The sequence below is a fragment of the Yersinia entomophaga genome, from assembly GCF_001656035.1.
Lineage (GTDB): Bacteria > Pseudomonadota > Gammaproteobacteria > Enterobacterales > Enterobacteriaceae > Yersinia > Yersinia entomophaga.
Map to the genome: position 1 here is coordinate 592469 of NZ_CP010029.1, position 19045 is coordinate 611513.

Here is a 19045-nt window from a genome sequence, read left to right on the forward strand (position 1 = left end):
AAGATCGTGGCTCTGTATCTGATGCTATATAAAGGAGGGAGAGTGAAATAGGCCGGATGAGGGAGACTCACCCGGCACCCTGCGGTTAGCTAGCCTTTTGTACTAAAGGCAAATCAAAGGCTTCACGCAGTTCATCAACGAAGGCTGGATCCTGGCAAATGGTTTTTCCAGGGCTGTCTGACAATTTGGCCACGGGCTTTCCATTGCATTCCACCAGCTTAATCACGATATTTAGCGGTTTGACACCCGGAATATCACAGGTCAGGCGGGTGCCAATACCAAAGACCAGATTGATCCGCTGATAGAAATGGCGATATAAATACAGCGCCTTCTCCAGATCAAGATTATCGGAAAACACCAGCGTTTTGCTCATTGGGTCAATTCCCAGCTTGATAAAGTGAGCAATGGCTTTTTCACCCCATTCTACCGGATCCCCGGAGTCATGGCGTAAACCCTGATAGCGAGAGGCAAAAGGCAGATCGAAATCGCGCAGGAAAGCATCCATGGTAATGCAATCGGTTAGAGCAATCCCCAGTTGATCCGGATATTCATCCAGCCAGGCTTGTAAGGCAACGCGCTGACTGCTCGCCAGCTCGGGGCTGATTTGCTGATGAGCCTGGAACCATTCGTGTGCTTGAGTGCCCACCGGCGTCAGAGATAATCGGCGAGCCAGATCGTAATTGCTGGTGCCAACCAAATAAGGAAACTCTGCTTGTAAGGTGCTGACAACCGCCTGCTGCACTTCACCGGAGAAACGGCGACGGGTGCCGAAATCCATCAATTTGAAACGGGAGATATCCACATCACCGCTTAATTGATTGAATTGTAACAGCTTGGCGCGGAGTTTCTCGATAGCCATCTGCGGGACGATCTGCGGCGAGCGGTGGCGATGCACCACTTCGCTGATAACCGCCAGCAATGGTACTTCCCACATAATAACTTCACACCACAGACCGGAAATTCGAATATCCAGTTTCCCCTCGCGGGCGGATACGGTGACCTGCTGCGGGTTGAACCGAAAATCTCGTAACCAATTCAGATAATCGGATTTGAAGAAGGGGAGGCCGGACAGATAGGCGAATTCGTCCTTGGTTAACGCCAGTTCACTCATAAGAGCGATCTGACGACGAATTTCATCCACATAGTCGCCCAGCAATTCGTCACCGCGGCAGCGGAATTCCGCAGCAACGGTAATATGGCGATAACGATGAAACACTGCTTGTTGCATATGAAGCTTGTAAGCATCCGTATCAAGCAATGAAGTCAAAATCGGAGAGGCGTCTTGAGTCATGGCGCGTTACAGCATCCTCGTAGGAGCATTTTCCAGATTCGGCATAATCAATAAAGTTGCAGGAGTATACCGGTATTATCCTGTGATTGAACCCTCATAACACCATAAATGGCGTAACAAGATCTAGAGTTAAACGTGCCATCAACTTTACTCGTCGGCCTTTTAGTCTATGGAAAATAAAATAAGCTAAATATTTTCGTGACTTAGATGCAGGGGTTATTTATTGGTCACCCGAAATGTAGGGTTATTATTTGTCATTTTTTATTCTTAACAGAAACAAAATACCTGGTTGATTTATCGTCAGAAACTGCGCTATTCAGATAAATTTTATTACAGTTATTTTTATAAGGAATTAATTGTGTGGGAAAACCACAATAAAAACGGCGTGGTTGTTCTGTTATTAGGCTAAATAAAACCGTTTGCGGTATAAAAACTGACCCGATCTTTGCCATTGCCTTTGCAATAATACAAGGCTTCATCCGCTTGCTTAATAGCCCTTTTCATTTCTGAGTAGTTGTTTAGCATGGCAATGCCGCAGCTGATACGGAACATAACCGTGGTGCCATCTTCTAATTTCAGCGTCAGTTGTTTCACTTTTAACCGTAGGTTATTCATGATTCGAATTGCGTCCTCCGGCGTACAGTTACTTAATACAATGGCGAACTCTTCTCCGCCGTAGCGTGAAAAGATATCGGTGGAGCGGAAATGGGATATCAGGAGCTTACTGAATTCAATCAGCACCTTATCACCTACATCATGGCCGTAGGTGTCATTAAGTGACTTGAAGTTATCGATATCGATCAAAGCGAAAGCCATCGGATAACTAGCGGCAGGCATGGCTTCACACAGGTTAAACAGTTTTCGACGATTATAAATATTGGTCAGCGGATCAATAAAGGACGCTTTTTCCAGCTCACCAATCAGGTTTTGTTTTTCAGATTCAAGAAGGACTTTATCTAACTGATAACGGCGCAGATCTTTAATTGCGTCGGTAATAGCAATAAGATCCTGACTCAGATAAACCCCCTGATTCTCAATATTCATATTTCCCTGAGAGAGCTTTTTGATATTCGTTGTAGTTTCAGATAACCATTTATTGATATTAACGCAAAATATCAGGCATGGGACGATAATAAATAGAGCTAATAACATTCCGATGGAAAGGGTACTCTCTACTCTTATGTTACTTTTTAGGATGTTACTTTTGAGTGATTTTATTTCTTTTTCAAATACTTGGCTATTAAATCTTTGGGAAATTGAGTCAATATAATTTACATACTCATAAATATCTCTGACATTGTACTTTTCGTTTTTGGTCATAGAGAGATATAAATCATTGGCGATTTTTTCGCTGTTTTGCAGCGATATCTTGCCTTGTAAATCGTTGACTACGTGACTCATCTGATTGAGTCTGTATGTTTTTTCGATAAAACCGAAACGAGGTTGCAGCGAGTAGAGCACGCCGGTAAGTTGGATCGCTTTAAGATAGGGCTCTGGTCGCTGAACTTTGGCTAAATTGATATCAACGATCTGATCGACTAAATCGGTAAGGGTCATAACCAAACGGCTATTTATTCTGATGGCTTCTAGGAAGATATATGATTCAGATTTTATCAGACGGTTGTCGATAGTATAAAGCGAGTATTTCTGTTTGACCTCAGAGATATAAAATGCATTATTCAGGTCATAGAGATAACTATTGACCAAAGGCATTCCTGAACTTGCACGCAAATCATTGGCTATTAATTTATCCATCAGTTGAACCGAAGAAATTACCAGGTATTTATAAGTGGCTCCCAGTTTTTCAACCATAATTGAATTGGCATTTTTTTTAAATATCGCTATTTTCTTAGTGGCAGTTATTACTGCCTGATTGATTTCTTCCTGGTTTATATCGGTTTTGATTAAACTGATTTTTTTTAAGCGATGCATGTGCAATACGGCCTGAAATGCCTCGGTAAATTCTTGTAATCGCTCAATTTTATACAGGTTTAATTTATTGTTTTCTGCGATGGCGCTATTGCGAGATATGTTGGTGTAAACGAATACAGAGAAAAATAGCATTAATGAAAGTGTGAAAAAATAAATAAGATATTTTACTCTCATAGCCGTATTGTTCCCGATCAGCCTTCGTTGTGCATTACACCACTTACTCCGTCATATCCATTCGAATCAGCTTGTTGGTGATGAGCTATTGCGTGAATGATACCACTCTGAGATTAAACTTAACGAGAGATATTTCTGATACTGTCAGTCGTATTTTTACACTCTATTTCTATTCTAGTTCATTTTGTCCACATACCTTGGAGCCGACACATATTCCGCAACAAAAAACACCAACGGCAACGAGTGTTATGCTGAGTAATAGCCAGACAATAAAATAAACAGAGTATTTGGTTTTCAATTACCTGACGGCTATCACCTTGACCAGTTGGGGTCATCGTAGTTATCCCTGCGATACCTGTTGTTCATAGAAATCCTTCAGGTTCTCAACTGGGTTTTTTTTACAGCTGTGATACATTTAAATTCACTCTGAGTCTGGATGGAAAGTCTCTGTAGTACAGAGATTCCGCCATCTGAGTACAAAAACACCAGACCGGGTAATCATATTCACTGATGACGTCAAAAGGGTTTTTATGACACAACAGCCGCAAGCCAAATACCGTCACGATTATCGTGCGCCGGATTACACCATTACCGATATTGATTTAAATTTCGAGTTGGACGCGCAGAAAACGACGGTAACGGCAGTCAGTAAAGTAAAACGTCAGGGAACCGCAGGTGCCCCACTGATCTTGAATGGCGAAGACCTGACGTTATTAAGCGTCAGTGTAGATGGTCAGCCGTGGCCTCACTACCGTCTACAGGACAAAACTCTGGTTATCGAAGAATTACCGGAGCAGTTTACTTTAACCATCGTTAATGACATTCACCCGGCGACCAATACGGCTCTTGAAGGGCTTTATCTTTCCGGCGAAGCGCTGTGCACTCAATGTGAAGCCGAAGGTTTCCGCCATATTACTTATTATCTGGATCGTCCAGATGTATTAGCGCGTTTTACCACGACTATTGTGGCAGATAAAGCTCGCTATCCTTATCTGTTATCCAATGGCAATCGTCTGGAACAGGGCGAATTGGCTGATGGCCGTCATTGGGTTAAATGGGAAGATCCGTTCCCGAAACCAAGCTATTTGTTTGCTCTGGTGGCAGGTGATTTTGATGTATTAAGAGACACCTTTATTACCCGTTCAGGTCGGGAAGTGGCGTTAGAATTGTTCGTCGATCGCGGCAATTTGGATCGCGCCGATTGGGCTATGATTTCCCTGAAAAATTCCATGAAATGGGACGAAACTCGTTTCGGTCTGGAATACGATCTCGATATTTATATGATCGTTGCCGTTGATTTCTTCAATATGGGCGCGATGGAGAATAAAGGGCTAAATGTCTTCAACTCCAAATACGTTCTGGCTAAAGCAGAAACGGCTACTGATAAAGATTATCTTAATATCGAAGCGGTTATTGGCCACGAATATTTCCATAACTGGACCGGCAACCGCGTGACTTGTCGCGACTGGTTCCAGCTCAGCTTGAAAGAAGGGCTGACGGTTTTCCGCGATCAGGAATTCAGCTCCGATTTGGGTTCTCGTCCAGTAAACCGTATTGATAATGTTCGTGTGATGCGAGCCGCGCAGTTTGCGGAAGATGCCAGCCCAATGGCTCATGCTATTCGTCCGGATAAAGTTATCGAGATGAATAACTTCTATACCCTGACGGTGTATGAGAAAGGATCGGAAGTGATCCGCATGATGCATACATTATTAGGCGAAGCTCAGTTCCAGGCCGGAATGCAGCTGTATTTCGAGCGCCATGACGGCAGTGCTGCCACCTGTGATGATTTTGTGCAGGCGATGGAGGATGCGTCCAATGTCGATCTTTCGCTATTCCGTCGCTGGTATAGCCAATCCGGTACGCCGTTAGTAACGGTACGCGATGACTATGATGCGGAAAAACATCAATATCACCTGCATATTAGTCAGAAAACCTTGCCGACTGCCGATCAGGCCGAGAAGTTACCTCTACATATTCCGTTCGATATTGAGCTTTACGATAGCAAAGGCGAAGTCATTCCACTTCAGCGAAACGGTTTGCCGGTTCATCATGTGCTGAATGTGACCAAATCCGAAGAAACCTTTACCTTTGATCAAGTGCCTTGCAAGCCAACGCCTTCGCTGCTGCGGGAGTTCTCTGCGCCAGTGAAACTGGATTATCCGTATAGCGATCAACAGTTAACTTTCCTGATGCAGCGTGCGCGCAATGAGTTTTCTCGTTGGGATGCGGCGCAGACCTTGCTAGCGACCTATTTCAAGCTGAACGTAGCGAAATATCAGCAAAAACAACCGCTTTCCTTGCCTCTACATGTGGCAGATGCCTTCCGCGCGGTATTGTTGGATGAGCAGCTGGATCCGGCGTTAGCTGCGCAAATTCTGACTTTGCCTTCAGAGAACGAAATTGCCGAGTTGTTGACGACTATTGACCCAGAAGCGATCGGGGCGGTTCACGAAGCGATTACTCGTTGTCTGGCGCAAGAATTAGCCGACGAACTATTGGCAGTATATCTGGCTAATCAGACGCCGGAATATCGGGTTGAGCATGCAGATATTGCTAAACGTGCGTTGAAAAATACCTGTCTGGCTTATTTAGCGTTTGCTGACGCCGAGTTTGCTAACAAGCTGGTTTCTGCCCAATATCATCAGGCTGATAATATGACTGATTCGCTGGCAGCGCTGTCTGCGGCGGTTGCGGCGCAGTTGCCGTGCCGTGATGAGCTGTTGGAAGCCTTCGATGTACACTGGAATCACGATGGTTTGGTGATGGATAAATGGTTTGCCTTGCAGGCATCCAGCCCAGCCGATGACGTTCTGGAACGGGTTCGCGCGTTGCTGAAGCATCCGTCCTTTAGCCTGAGCAACCCGAACCGCACCCGCGCGCTGATCGGGGCGTTTGCTTCAGCTAATCCGGCGGCATTCCACGCTAAAGACGGCAGCGGTTATCAGTTCCTGGTTGAGATCTTAAGCGATCTGAACACTCGTAACCCTCAAGTCGCCTCACGTTTAATCGAGCCATTAATTCGATTAAAACGTTATGACGCCGAACGTCAGGCCAAGATGCGTCAGGCGTTGGAACAGCTCAAAGGACTGGAAAATCTGTCTGGCGATTTATTCGAAAAAATCACCAAGGCGCTGGCAGCGTAATGCGATAATCAGCGATTGACGGGAGTTAAACTCCCGTCAAAGCAAGGATGTTTATTTCTTGAACCTGATGATGAATTTTGCCGATTCTACAGTGATACTACCTACTTATTTCATACACCGTTTTTATTTACAGCGCTGAGTTGATCTTGTTTTTCTTGCCTGTGCTCAATTTAATTTAAAGATAGAATATATTACTACTCATTTGAAATGCCGAAACGTGTTTAAGTTTCTGTTATTCTGATGCGGAATAGTGGCCATATTTTTAAATAATGGAATTGAATTAACCTTCATAATAGACTTAAATATGGCAAATAATATTTTCTTGACGATAAATGGAACTGCGCAGGGGTTAATATCTTCAGGTTGTTTGACGCAAGACTCCATAGAACATAAGCAACCAAATTGGTCATGAAAATGAGATATTTGTTTACTAGTTTTCGCATAGCATAAAATGAATTATTTCATCTTAAGTTTGATTTCTAACGCACATCGCCAAACGGCGCTCAAGAAAAGTAGGCTAGCATAGAGTGGAGGGATGCGATACTAACAGGCCTAAACGTTAATTATCCGAATAGCTTGAGTCATGGGCATCGCAGCCAGAAGAGCTTACATCCGTTCAATATTAAGATATTATTTGCGAATATCATGCGGCTGGCATATCAGGTCATGGCTTATGGTAAAATAAAAACCACTGATTTATAACGTATTTTCTCAATAGGAAAATGCATAAACGCCAATGCCGAGAAATGCCAGGTTTTCTCAAGGTCAGTGTACCCATTCTGTTAAGTCTTTAGCGTTTTTGACAAATATCATTGGCCTGTTTGGTCTCGATTTCCAATATGTCCCATACCCTTGAGTAGACAAAGTTGTGGTGAGGTGAAAATGAAAAATAGTCACGAGTGCAAGAAGAAATATCGTCATGTAGGCCAATAAAAGCATATGTTTTAAATTCTATGACGTTACTCTTTCCTGTCATCAATATATATGCAGATATTATCATAATACATATAAGTGAATCCGCAACCATATAGTTGGCAAGGCGATATAACGACGCGAAAACGGGGTGTGACAGATACGGGAATATTTCTTTATTTAAAACATAGAGAATCATCCATAAACCTAATAGAGCAATTCCTAACAGAACAATGAAAGAAAAAAAAGACTCACTTTATCTGTAATGGATTATTTTCTACTTATACTGTTTTTCATATTCTTTTATTCAGCAGTATTTCCGCTATAGGTAACAGCTTGGCGAATCTAATCTATCACCAGCTTCGCTAGCATGATTACCTCTAAATCGTCAGCTTAGGTGGCATTGAATCGACATTACCCTGAAGAGAGACATTGTTTTTAGGCATGAAAGGAACCCTTGGCGCGGTTGGTTTTACTCATTCCTGACCAATAAATACACCCGACATTAACAAGTGATGATCAAAATAAGCCTCCGGTAGCATTCTTTTCAGGGCTTTACTTAGCAAACGTTTACTTTGTGAAAGGATATATTTACCATTCGTGCGTTTATCCACTCGGTGGAGAGTTCGTCCCGCTTGCCGCTGGCGAACGTTGCCGATAGAAAACGTTATCGATAGAAGAATAGGCTGAAGAACTCGCGTTTTCATTCCATTTTCCTCAGTCACTTGCTTGTCACCGGGAGCATAGGAGATCACATGTTTTATCCGATCGTTAAAAAGGCACTGTTCCAGTTCAATCCAGAGCGCGCTCATGAACTCACTTTCCGTCAATTAAAACGTATTACGGGTACGCCGCTGGAGTTTTTAGTGCGTCAATCGGTGCCGACGAAGCCAGTGAGCTGTATGGGACTGTCATTTAAAAACCCAGTAGGTTTAGCGGCGGGTCTGGATAAAAACGGTGATTGCATTGATGCCTTGGGCGCAATGGGATTTGGCTTTATTGAAGTGGGGACGGTAACGCCGCTGCCGCAGCCGGGAAATGATAAACCGCGCTTATTCCGCGTCCTTGAAGCTGAAGGCCTGATCAATAGGATGGGCTTTAATAACCTTGGTGTGGATAATCTGGTCGATAACGTTAAAAAATCACATTTTGGCGGAATTCTTGGGATTAATATCGGTAAGAATAAAGGTACGCCGGTAGAGAATGGTAAAGATGATTATCTGATCTGCATGGATAAAGTTTATCCGTACGCCGGTTATATTGCGATTAATATTTCGTCACCAAATACTCCAGGGCTACGTTCATTACAGTATGGGGAAGCGCTGGACGATCTGCTGGCGGCCGTTAAAAATAAGCAGGCGGAACTGCATCAGCGTCATCATAAATATGTGCCAGTCGCCGTTAAGATCGCTCCGGATCTTACTGAAGAAGAATTGATCCAGGTTGCGGATAGTCTGGTAAAACATAATATAGATGGCGTTATTGCTACTAATACCACTTTAGATCGTTCTTTGATCCAAGGTTTAAATTATTGTGAACAAAGTGGTGGATTAAGTGGCCGCCCATTGCAATCTCGCAGCACCGAAGTGATTCGCCGTTTGTCGCAGGAATTGCAGGGACGTTTGCCTATTATTGGCGTGGGCGGAATTGATTCTCTGATGGCAGCCAGAGAAAAAATGGCAGCAGGGGCTTCACTGGTCCAAATTTATTCCGGCTTTATCTTCCGTGGGCCGGGTTTGATTAAAGATATTGTTACTCATATCTAATTATTTCTCTTGATTTTCGTCTGGGGGTTTATTTATTCCCCCAGCTCGTCTATATTTTATCCGTTAGTTTAAATAAACATCGATAAATGTAAATGAATTGAGTTTGATTAGATAACCGGACAACTCAATTATTGAGCGGTAAATGTTGGCAGTGGGATGGGAAGGAATAAAATATGCGGATTAAACCTGACGATAAATGGCGTTGGTATTTTGATGCTGAACACGATCGGCTGATGCTGGATTTAGCCAATGGTATGATATTTCGTTCTCGCTTCCCTGCTAAAATGTTAACGCCAGATGCATTTAGTGAATCCGCATTTTGTGTGGACGATGCTGCTCTTTATTTTGAATTCGAAGATCAATGTCGCCAAATTAAATTGAGCCACGAACATCGTGCCGAACTGGTATTAAATGCGCTGGTGGCATTCCGTTTCCTGAAACCTTTAATGCCGAAAAGTTGGTATTTTGTGCAACAGGCAAAAGTTTTAACGCCAGAAAATGGCAGCCTGGCGTTAGTGAAACTGATGGAAACCGGGGAAGAGGTTAGAGTATTAGTGGTTGAGTCCGGTGATTCCGCTAGCTTATGTTTATTGGCTCAGCCTCAATTACAGCTGGCGGGCAGAACCTTGATACTAGGCGATGCGATTAAAATTATGAACGATCGTTTATTGCCATTAGTGATAGAAAATACCGATATTCAGGCGTTTGACCGGGCGGTCTGATTGATAATGACTGCTTGATAAGATTAATGCCATCCGCCCAATTTCGGTTTGTTCTTTCGAGGCTATTTCCCCGTCAGTGAGATATCACCTTTTGGCACACAGCTGCACGCCAGAATAACGCCATTTTCTGCAATAGCACTTTGTTTTAACGGTGCCACTTCACCCTGCAACAATGTCACTTTGCAGCTACCGCATATTCCAGCCCGACATGAATAAGGAATGCGAATACTTTGCTGTTCCAGTTGCTCCAGTAATACCTGCTGATTATTACCAGTAAAACGAATACCGTTATATTCAATAGTGACGGCGCGAGTACTATCCTGCACCATCGGTAAAGCCTCCGCCACGACGCCAGCGCCATAAGGGCGGGGCGGTTTGGTCGCCAGAACTTCAATATTATCGCCGACGCGAATAATGCCGCTATTACGTGCAATCATATTCTGACCAAAATCCACATCGCCATTATCTGCAGTTCGGAATTTCTGTAGTGTAGTTAAAGGTTCGGCGGTAGGATGCTTTTTTCCACGCTCAACGCTGACGGTGGTCAAAATACAGCGGCTGCATGGTTTCACCAGATCGAAAATCACATCGCCGACGCGAATCACCTGCCAGCTATCTTCCGCAAAAGCGCTGGCGCCGGTGACGACTAAATTCGGCCGAAACTGTTCAATCTTAATGCTGCCGGGGCATCGTTGCTGTAATTCGGCAAAAGAGGCTTCATTAATCAGCAAATAGGGATAGCCATCGGCGAAGGAAAGCGGAATTTCTGGCTGGCGTTTCACCCGACGAGTCAGTTCCGGCCCAAGCCAGCGTAATTGAACTTCGCGTTGGAAATAGCCGCTGAGCCAGTCATTTATTTCCGCAGGGGCAATCAGAGCGGTAAAATGATTTCCCCATACTTCGGTGGGTGCCGCAGTGGGGGAAAAATCATTAAAGCGGATACTGGCGCTTTCGCCGTCTGGCGCGGTAAGAAATAAACCGTCAACCAGCAGCGCCGGAGTAAAAGTCACCATCTTCGGATTATTACGAGCTGTAATAAAAGTGCCATCCGGTTCGGTGATCATGAATACCCGGTCAAAAGCCAGGCCGCTACTGCCGACCTGAGCATGGGAAAGCTGTAATCCACGCATGGATTTTACCGGGTGAATGTAAAGTTTAGAGAGTGTGATCACCATGTGCTCCATGCGTGTATGAAATTAGAAGGGAGCAACTTTATGACAAGCGGACAGGATTAGCTATAATGCGCAACAATTTTATTTTTGGTGATAGTGCGATATGAACTCTTTGTTTGCCAGCACGGCGCGTGGACTGGAAGAACTGTTAAAAAGCGAACTCGAAGCGCTGGGTGCCCACGACTGTAAAATAGTGCAGGGTGGGGTACATTTTCAGGGTGACGATCGGCTTATGTACCAAAGTTTGCTGTGGAGTCGTTTGGCTTCTCGCATTCTGCTGCCCCTGAATGAATTTAAGGTTCACAGCGATCTGGATCTTTATCTGGGTGTGCAAGCTATCGACTGGCCGTCGATCTTTGGCGTGGACAAAACTTTTGCCGTGCATTTTAGCGGCGTGAATGAAGAAATCCGCAATAGTCAGTACGGCGCATTGAAAGTAAAAGATGCGATTGTGGATAGCTTCACTCGCAAGATCGATCAACGCCCAACGGTTGCCAAGCAACAGCCGGATATTCGGGTGAATGTGTTCCTGCAACGTGACACCGCCAGCGTGGCGTTGGATTTGAGCGGCGAAGGCCTGCATCAGCGCGGTTATCGCGATCTGACCGGGCAGGCACCGTTAAAGGAAAACTTGGCCGCAGCGATTATTCTGCGCTCTGGCTGGCAGGCAGGAACGCCAATGGTCGACCCTATGTGTGGTTCCGGCACTTTGCTGATCGAAGCGGCGATGATGGCTTCGGATCGTGCTCCGGGACTGCATCGCCACCATTGGGGCTTTACTGCCTGGAATAGTTTTAACGAAGAGTTGTGGCGCGAACTGACGGCGGAAGCACAGGTGCGTGCTCGCCGTGGCCTACAGGAAACCACGTCCCGCTTCTTTGGCTCCGATATCGATCGTCGGGTTATTGAAATGGCGCGTGCCAACGCCCGCCGCGCCGGTGTAGCGGAATTGATTACGCTGAATGCCAATGACGTCAGCAAACTGGTTAACCCGCTGCCGGAAGGTCCTGTAGGGACGGTGATCAGTAACCCGCCGTACGGGGAGCGTTTGGAAAGTGAGCCAGCGCTGATCGCCTTGCACAATATGTTCGGCCGTATCATGAAGACGGCGTTTGGCGGCTGGCGTTTATCGCTGTTCAGCGCCTCTCCAGAACTGTTGAGCTGCTTGCAATTGCGTGCCGAGCGTGAATTTAAAGCGAAAAACGGCCCGCTGGACTGTGTACAGAAAAACTATCAGCTGGCGGCTAACCCGCAGGGCGCCAGCGGCGTTCAGGTGGCAGAAGATTATGCCAACCGTCTGCGCAAGAATGTGAAAAAGCTGGATAAATGGGCGAAACAGCAGGGTATCGAATGTTACCGTCTGTATGACGCAGATTTGCCGGATTACAACGTGGCGGTAGATCGCTACGGCAGTAAAGTGGTGGTACAGGAATATGCGCCGCCCAAAACTGTCGATCCGCAAAAAGCCCGTCAGCGCCTGTTCGACGTGATCAATGCCACTCTGGCGGTGCTGAATTTACCGTCTAACCAATTGGTATTGAAAACCCGCGAACGTCAGAAAGGGAAAAGCCAGTACGAGAAACTGGCGCAGAAAGGCGAGTTCCTGCTGGTGGAAGAGTATAACGCCAAGCTATGGGTGAACCTGACTGACTATCTGGACACCGGTTTGTTCCTCGATCACCGTCTGGCGCGCCAGATGCTGGGCAAAATGAGCCAAGGTAAAGATTTCCTGAATCTGTTTGCCTATACCGGTACCGCCAGCGTGCATGCCGGCTTAGGTGGCGCGCGCAGTACGACTACGGTCGATATGTCCCGTACCTATCTGGAATGGGCGGAGAAAAACCTGCGGGTTAACGGTTTAACCGGCCAGCAACATCGATTGATTCAGGCAGATTGCCTGTCTTGGTTAAGTAATACCGACGAGCAGTTTGACGTGATTTTTATCGATCCGCCAACCTTCTCAAACTCCAAGCGTATGGAGACCACGTTTGACGTACAGCGCGATCATCTGGTGCTGATGAAAGAACTTAAACGGTTACTGCGTCGTAAGGGAACCATTATGTTCTCGAACAATAAGCGTGGTTTCCAGATGGATTTGGCCGGGATTGAAGCCCTGGGGCTGGTGGCAAAAGAAATCACCGCTCAAACGCAATCCGAAGACTTTGCCCGTAATCGTCAGATCCACAACTGTTGGCTGGTAACCCATGCCAACGAGGAAAAGTAGAAACTATGTCGTTAATTAGCATGTCAGGTGCCTGGCTGTCGTTCAGTGATGCACCTTTGTTAGACAATACCGAATTACATATTGAACCGAACGAACGCGTCTGTTTGGTCGGTCGTAATGGCGCGGGTAAATCCACACTGTTGAAAATCCTGAGCAAGGAAATTGCACTGGACGACGGGCGCATTGTGTACGAACAAGATCTGATCGTGGCGCGTCTGCAACAGGATCCGCCGCGTAATGTGGCTGGCACCGTGTTTGACTTCGTTGCGGAAGGGGTGCAGGAGCAGGCGGAGCATTTGAAAGCCTACCATGCCACTTTGCATCAGGTTGAGCTGGATCCAAGCGAGAAAAATCTGAATCGTTTGGCGGCGTTACAGGAAATTCTTGATCATCAGGGCCTGTGGCAGTTAGATAGCCGTATTCATGAAGTGCTGGAACAGTTGGGTCTGAACGCTGACGCCGAGCTGTCCTCCCTTTCCGGCGGCTGGCTGCGTAAAGCGGCGCTGGGTCGAGCGTTGGTTAGTTCGCCAAAAGTATTGTTGCTAGATGAGCCAACCAACCACTTGGATATCGAAACGATCTACTGGCTGGAAGGTTTCCTGAAAGAGTTTCAGGGTAGCATCATCTTTATTTCCCATGACCGTTCATTTATCCGTGCGATGGCAACCCGTATTGTGGATCTGGATCGCGGTAAACTGGTGTCCTGGCCGGGTAACTACGAGCTGTATCTGGCGAGCAAAGAAGAGGCGCTGCGGGTTGAAGAACTGCAAAATGCTGAATTCGATCGCAAACTGGCTCAGGAAGAAGTGTGGATCCGTCAGGGGATTAAAGCGCGCCGTACTCGTAACGAAGGCCGCGTGCGTGCCTTGAAAGCGTTGCGCCAGGAGCGTTCTGAGCGTCGTGAAGTGATGGGCACCGCCAAGATGCAGGTGGAAGAAACCGTGCGTTCGGGCAAGATTGTCTTCGATCTGGAAAATGTCAATTATCAGGTTGGCGATAAAGTGTTGGTGAAAAACTTCACCGCGCAGGTACAACGCGGCGATAAAATCGCCCTGGTTGGGCCGAACGGCTGTGGGAAAACCACTTTGCTGAAGCTGATGCTCGGCCAGTTACAGGCCGATAGCGGTAAGGTTCACTGCGGTACCAAGCTGGAAGTGGCTTACTTCGACCAGCACCGCGCTGAATTGGATCCAGAGCGCACCGTGATGGATAACCTGGCGGAAGGTAAACAGGAAGTGATGGTTAATGGCCGTTCACGTCACGTTCTGGGCTATTTGCAGGACTTCTTGTTCCATCCAAAGCGGGCAATGACGCCGGTGAAAGCCTTGTCCGGTGGAGAGCGTAACCGCCTGTTATTGGCTAAACTATTCCTGAAACCTAGCAACCTGTTGATTCTCGATGAGCCAACCAACGACTTGGACGTCGAAACGTTGGAATTGCTTGAAGAGATGGTGGATGGCTATCAGGGCACCGTATTGTTAGTCAGCCATGATCGTCAGTTCGTCGATAACTCTGTGACCGAGTGCTGGATTTTCGAAGGCAACGGCGAAATCAGCAGCTTTGTGGGCGGTTATTACGATGCTCATAAACAGCGCGCTGAAGCCAAGCCGATTCGCCAGGCTGCGCCGAAGGTAGAAACGCCTAAAGCCGCTGCCCCGGAAAAGAATACAGCGTCGGCTAAGCGTTCGACAGGTAAACTCAGTTATAACTTGCAGCGTGAACTGGATCAGTTGCCGCAGCAGCTTGAGAAACTGGAAGATGAAATTAGCGCATTACAAGCTCAGGTGAGCGATGCCAATTTCTTCTCCCGTCCTCATGAGGAAACCCAGCAGGTGCTAAAAGCGCTGGCCGCCGCAGAACAAACGTTGGAAGTGGCTTTTGCTCGTTGGGAAGAATTGGAAGCACAGAAAAACGGCTAATTAAAGCGGGGGAGCGTAGGGCTATTGCTGCACTCCACTGACTTAACGGCTGCCATACCGTTCTGTTGCCAATGCGTAAAACGAATTGTGTAGCAGAACGGTATTTTTTGGCGCTGAAATATTGCCGTGAAGGAGAGTTCTATTGTGTTCTGTTAGCCATCACGATCACGGCCATCATCATGTTGAAAGTAATGACGCGATGCTGTGCCCGCAGTGCGATATGCTGGTGGCATTGCCGAAGTTATCTTATGGCACCAAAGCCGTTTGCCCGCGCTGTAAAACAACACTGAGTATGCGGTGGGAAGAACCGCGTAAACGGCCTATAGGCTATGCGCTCAGTGCGTTATTTATGCTATTGGTTGCTAACCTGTTCCCCTTCGTTAATATGCGGGTGGCAGGGATTACCAGTGAAATTACGCTGATTCAAATTCCTCGCGTTATGCTGAACGATAATTACGCCAGCATGGCGACGCTGTTCATGGTGCTGGTGCAGTTAATCCCCGCATTTTGCATGATGGCGATTATCCTACTCTGTTCAGGTACTCGCCTACCGAAACACCTGAAAACCGTGATGGCCAAAGCGCTGTTTATGTTCAAAACCTGGTGTATGGTGGAAATTTTCCTTGCCGGTGTTTTGGTTAGCTTCGTTAAGCTGATGGCCTACGGAGATATCGGTATCGGCAGCAGTTTTGTGCCTTACTGCCTGTTTTGCCTGCTACAGGTGCGAGCTTTTCAATGTGTGGATCGCCGCTGGCTGTGGCAGGATATCGAACCGGCTCCGGCGATAAACTGCGAGCTGACCTTTGGCCGCACGGGGATCCGTCAGGGCGTGCGTTCTTGCTCTTGCTGCACCGCGATTTTGCCGGTCAATCAACGAGAATGTCCGCGTTGCCACACCCGCGGCTACGCCCGTCGCCGCCATAGCCTGCAATGGACGATGGCGCTGCTGATAACCTCTATCCTGCTGTATATTCCGGCAAATCTGATGCCAATCATGATCACCGAAGCGCTCGGTAATGAAATGACTTCGACCATTATGGCCGGTGTGATTTTGCTATGGGGAGAAGGTTCCTATCCGGTGGCAATGGTGATCTTTATCGCCAGTATTATGGTGCCTTCGCTGAAAATGCTGGCCATCGGCTGGTTGTGCTGGGACGCGAAAGGGAAGGGCAAAACTGATAGCGAACGGATGCATTTTATTTACGAAGTGGTCGAGTTTGTTGGCCGCTGGTCAATGATCGATGTTTTTGTTATTGCAGTGCTTTCGGCGTTAGTCCGCATAGGCCAGCTCATGAGTATTTATCCGGCTATAGGCGCATTACTATTCGCAATGGTGGTGATTTTAACCATGCTGGCAGCATTGACCTTTGATCCTCGGTTAACCTGGGATCGGATGAGTGAAACAACCAAGAAGGAGCCGCAAGGTGACGGACAGTAACCCAAGCCATGGTGTGGCAGAGATAGAAAAAATCAAACGCTGGTCTCCGGTGTGGATCATTCCGATAGTGACCGCCCTGATCGGCGCGTGGATATTGTTTTACCACTTTAGCCATCAAGGGCCTGAGGTGACTTTATATACGCAAAATGCCGAAGGCATCGAAGCGGGTAAAACCAAAATCAAAAGTCGCAGTGTCGATGTCGGCACGGTAGAAATGGTGACTTTGAGTAACGATCTCAATCAGGTCATCATCAAAGCGCGTTTGAATTCAGGCATGGAGAAGTTACTGCGTACCGATTCAGCGTTTTGGGTGGTTAAGCCGCAAATTGGCCGGGAAGGCGTGTCAGGTCTGGGTACTTTATTATCTGGTGCCTATATCGAGCTACAGCCGGGCCGCACGGATAAAAGCCATGATGAGTTCCATCTGCTTGATTCACCGCCGTTAGCTTCTCCGGATGCCAAGGGGTTGCGTATCGTGTTGGATAGCGATCAGGCAGGGCAATTGAACGCCGGCGATCCGGTGCTGTTCCGTGGTTATCGCGTGGGTTCGGTAGAAACCGGTTCTTTCGACCCAACGTCTCGCTTAATGCAATATCAGCTATTTATCAGCGCACCTTATGACAGTCTGGTGACTTCCAACGTCCGCTTCTGGAAAGATAGCGGCGTGGCGGTGGATTTATCCTCGCAGGGAATGCGGGTGGAAATGGCCTCGCTGGCGACCTTATTCAGCGGCGGCGTCAGTTTCGATGTGCCGGAGGGGGTCGCTTTAGGTAAGCCTGTTACTCAGGATAAAACTCAGTTTAAACTGTTTGATAATCGCAGCAGTATTCAGAATTCCTTGTTTACCGAACATGATGATTTCCTGCTGTTCTTCTCTGACTCTGTGCGCGGTTTGCAGGCTGGCGCGCCGGTTGAATTCCGTGGTATTCGCGTCGGTACCGTAGGCGATGTGCCGTTCTATGCCGAAGGCGTGAAACAGCGCCTGGATAACGATTTCCGTATTCCGGTATTAATTCGCATCGAACCGGGCCGTTTCCGTAACGATCTGGGGCCGGATGCCAACTTTGAGCAAATTCTAAAAACCGCCAAAGAGCGTGGTTTACGCGCATCACTGAAGTCTGGCAATTTGTTGACCGGCGCTTTGTTCGTCGATTTAGACTTCTATCCGGATGCTAAACCGTGGAAAGGGCCGCAGGACATAGCGGGTTATTCTCTGATACCAACGGTGAGCGGCGGGCTAGCGCAGATTCAGCAAAAAGTCATGATGACGCTGGATAAGATCAATAATCTGCCGTTAACGCCGATGTTGCATGAAGTCACGCAGACACTGGCCGAAAGCCAGAGAACCATGCGTGAAACCCAGAAAACGTTGGCGTCGCTGAACGAGATCACCTCAAGTCAGGCGATGAAAGATCTGCCGCAAGATCTTCAGAAAACGTTAACCGAGCTGAATCGCAGCATGAAAGGCTTCCAGCCGGGTTCACCTGCCTACAATAAAATGGTCGGCGATATGCAACGTTTGGATCAGGTATTACGCGAACTGCAACCGGTACTGCGTACCCTGAATGAAAAGAGTAACGCGCTGGTATTTGAAGCCGCCGGCAGCCAAGACCCTCAGCCTAAGAAGGCCAAAAAATGATGAAATGGATGATGGTATTTATGGCGCTGGTACTCAGCGCCTGTAGCAGCAGCACGTCTAAAACCTACTACCAGTTACCTGCGTTAGGTACGCCGGTTGCCGTCAGCAGCGACACACAAGGTGTGACTCGGCAACTGTGGCTGGAACATGTCAGCGTCGCGGATTATCTGGCCGCGTCCGGCGTGGTTTATCAGACGAATGATGTGCAGTATGTCATTGCTAATAACAATCTGTGGGCCAGCCCGTTGGATCAGCAATTACAGCAAACGCTGGTTACCAACCTGAGCAGCGCATTGCCGGGCTGGCTGGTTTCAGCTCAGCCACTGGACAGCGATCAGGCGGTGTTAAATGTCACGGTGACCGGTTTCCATGGCCGTTTTGACGGTAAGGCAATAGTCAAAGGGGTTTGGGTGGTGAAATATCAGGGCAAGCTGATTAAGCAGCCATTTGATCTGGAAGTGAAGCAGAGCGAAGATGGCTATGACGCGCTGATTCGTACGTTGGCACAAGGCTGGCAACAGGAAGCTCAGAACATCGCTACTCAGTTGCAACGTATTCAGTAATATTTTGTACTAATTCAGTCTAAGCCCCTTTTCCTTCTCATTATTCTGATGACATGGCAAGGGGCTTTTTATTTAAAATCATAATGTTATCTCTCCCCTTTAAATCAATCACTTAGTCAATTAAACGGGCGTAGCTCACAAATGTGA

General features: G+C 47.1%; 12 protein-coding genes. 8 read left to right on the forward strand and 4 right to left on the reverse strand.

All coding sequences use genetic code 11. The annotated features are described in order from the left end of the window. Positions 1-85: 85 nt before the first annotated feature. Together pncB and PL78_RS02775 are read right to left on the reverse strand one after the other, a co-directional pair. Complete coding sequence (pncB, locus tag PL78_RS02770) at positions 86-1291, reverse strand: nicotinate phosphoribosyltransferase (RefSeq protein WP_064512927.1); 1206 nt, start codon at positions 1289-1291, stop codon at positions 86-88. 405 nt (positions 1292-1696) lie between these two features. Beyond that, positions 1697-3397, reverse strand: coding sequence for a GGDEF domain-containing protein (locus PL78_RS02775; RefSeq protein ID WP_064512929.1), 1701 nt, complete (start codon positions 3395-3397; stop codon positions 1697-1699). 530 nt (positions 3398-3927) lie between these two features. Between PL78_RS02775 and pepN the strand changes: the two genes are divergently transcribed. Beyond that, positions 3928-6543 (forward strand): aminopeptidase N, encoded by a 2616-nt coding sequence (gene pepN / locus PL78_RS02780; protein WP_064512931.1) that lies wholly within the window; start codon positions 3928-3930, stop codon positions 6541-6543. Between the two features lie 1388 nt (positions 6544-7931). Here the strand turns inward: pepN and PL78_RS02785 are convergent. After that, positions 7932-8162, reverse strand: coding sequence for a hypothetical protein (locus tag PL78_RS02785; RefSeq protein ID WP_128821787.1), 231 nt, complete (start codon positions 8160-8162; stop codon positions 7932-7934). 48 nt (positions 8163-8210) lie between these two features. On the opposite strand from PL78_RS02785, the gene pyrD reads away from it, so the two are divergent. Continuing rightward, the gene (pyrD, locus tag PL78_RS02790) at positions 8211-9221 is read left to right on the forward strand and encodes a quinone-dependent dihydroorotate dehydrogenase (protein WP_064512935.1); all 1011 of its coding nucleotides are present in this window, start codon (positions 8211-8213) and stop codon (positions 9219-9221) included. A 173-nt stretch (positions 9222-9394) separates the two neighbouring features. Beyond that, a complete protein-coding gene (locus PL78_RS02795; RefSeq protein WP_064512937.1) occupies positions 9395-9943 on the forward strand; it encodes a cell division protein ZapC in 549 nt (182 codons plus the stop codon). A gap of 62 nt (positions 9944-10005) precedes the next feature. On the opposite strand, the gene PL78_RS02800 is transcribed toward PL78_RS02795, so the two are convergent. Beyond that, positions 10006-11118, reverse strand: coding sequence for a YcbX family protein (locus tag PL78_RS02800; RefSeq protein ID WP_120806112.1), 1113 nt, complete (start codon positions 11116-11118; stop codon positions 10006-10008). A 100-nt stretch (positions 11119-11218) separates the two neighbouring features. Between PL78_RS02800 and rlmKL the strand changes: the two genes are divergently transcribed. From rlmKL to pqiC, 5 genes are all read left to right on the forward strand, one after another. Continuing rightward, a complete protein-coding gene (gene rlmKL, locus PL78_RS02805; protein ID WP_064512939.1) occupies positions 11219-13339 on the forward strand; it encodes a bifunctional 23S rRNA (guanine(2069)-N(7))-methyltransferase RlmK/23S rRNA (guanine(2445)-N(2))-methyltransferase RlmL in 2121 nt (706 codons plus the stop codon). A 5-nt stretch (positions 13340-13344) separates the two neighbouring features. Then, positions 13345-15258, forward strand: a complete 1914-nt coding sequence (locus tag PL78_RS02810; RefSeq protein WP_064512941.1) for an ABC transporter ATP-binding protein — start codon at positions 13345-13347, stop codon at positions 15256-15258. 199 nt (positions 15259-15457) lie between these two features. Then, on the forward strand, positions 15458-16696 hold the full coding sequence (gene pqiA / locus PL78_RS02815; RefSeq protein ID WP_235601027.1) for a membrane integrity-associated transporter subunit PqiA: 1239 nt from the start codon (positions 15458-15460) through the stop codon (positions 16694-16696). Further along, positions 16683-18335: an intermembrane transport protein PqiB gene (pqiB, locus tag PL78_RS02820; protein ID WP_064512943.1), complete on the forward strand. Its 1653-nt coding sequence runs from the start codon at positions 16683-16685 to the stop codon at positions 18333-18335. Before pqiA ends, pqiB begins: the two co-directional genes overlap by 14 nt. Further along, positions 18332-18898 (forward strand): membrane integrity-associated transporter subunit PqiC, encoded by a 567-nt coding sequence (pqiC, locus tag PL78_RS02825; protein WP_064512945.1) that lies wholly within the window; start codon positions 18332-18334, stop codon positions 18896-18898. Before pqiB ends, pqiC begins: the two co-directional genes overlap by 4 nt. Positions 18899-19045 lie beyond the last annotated feature (147 nt).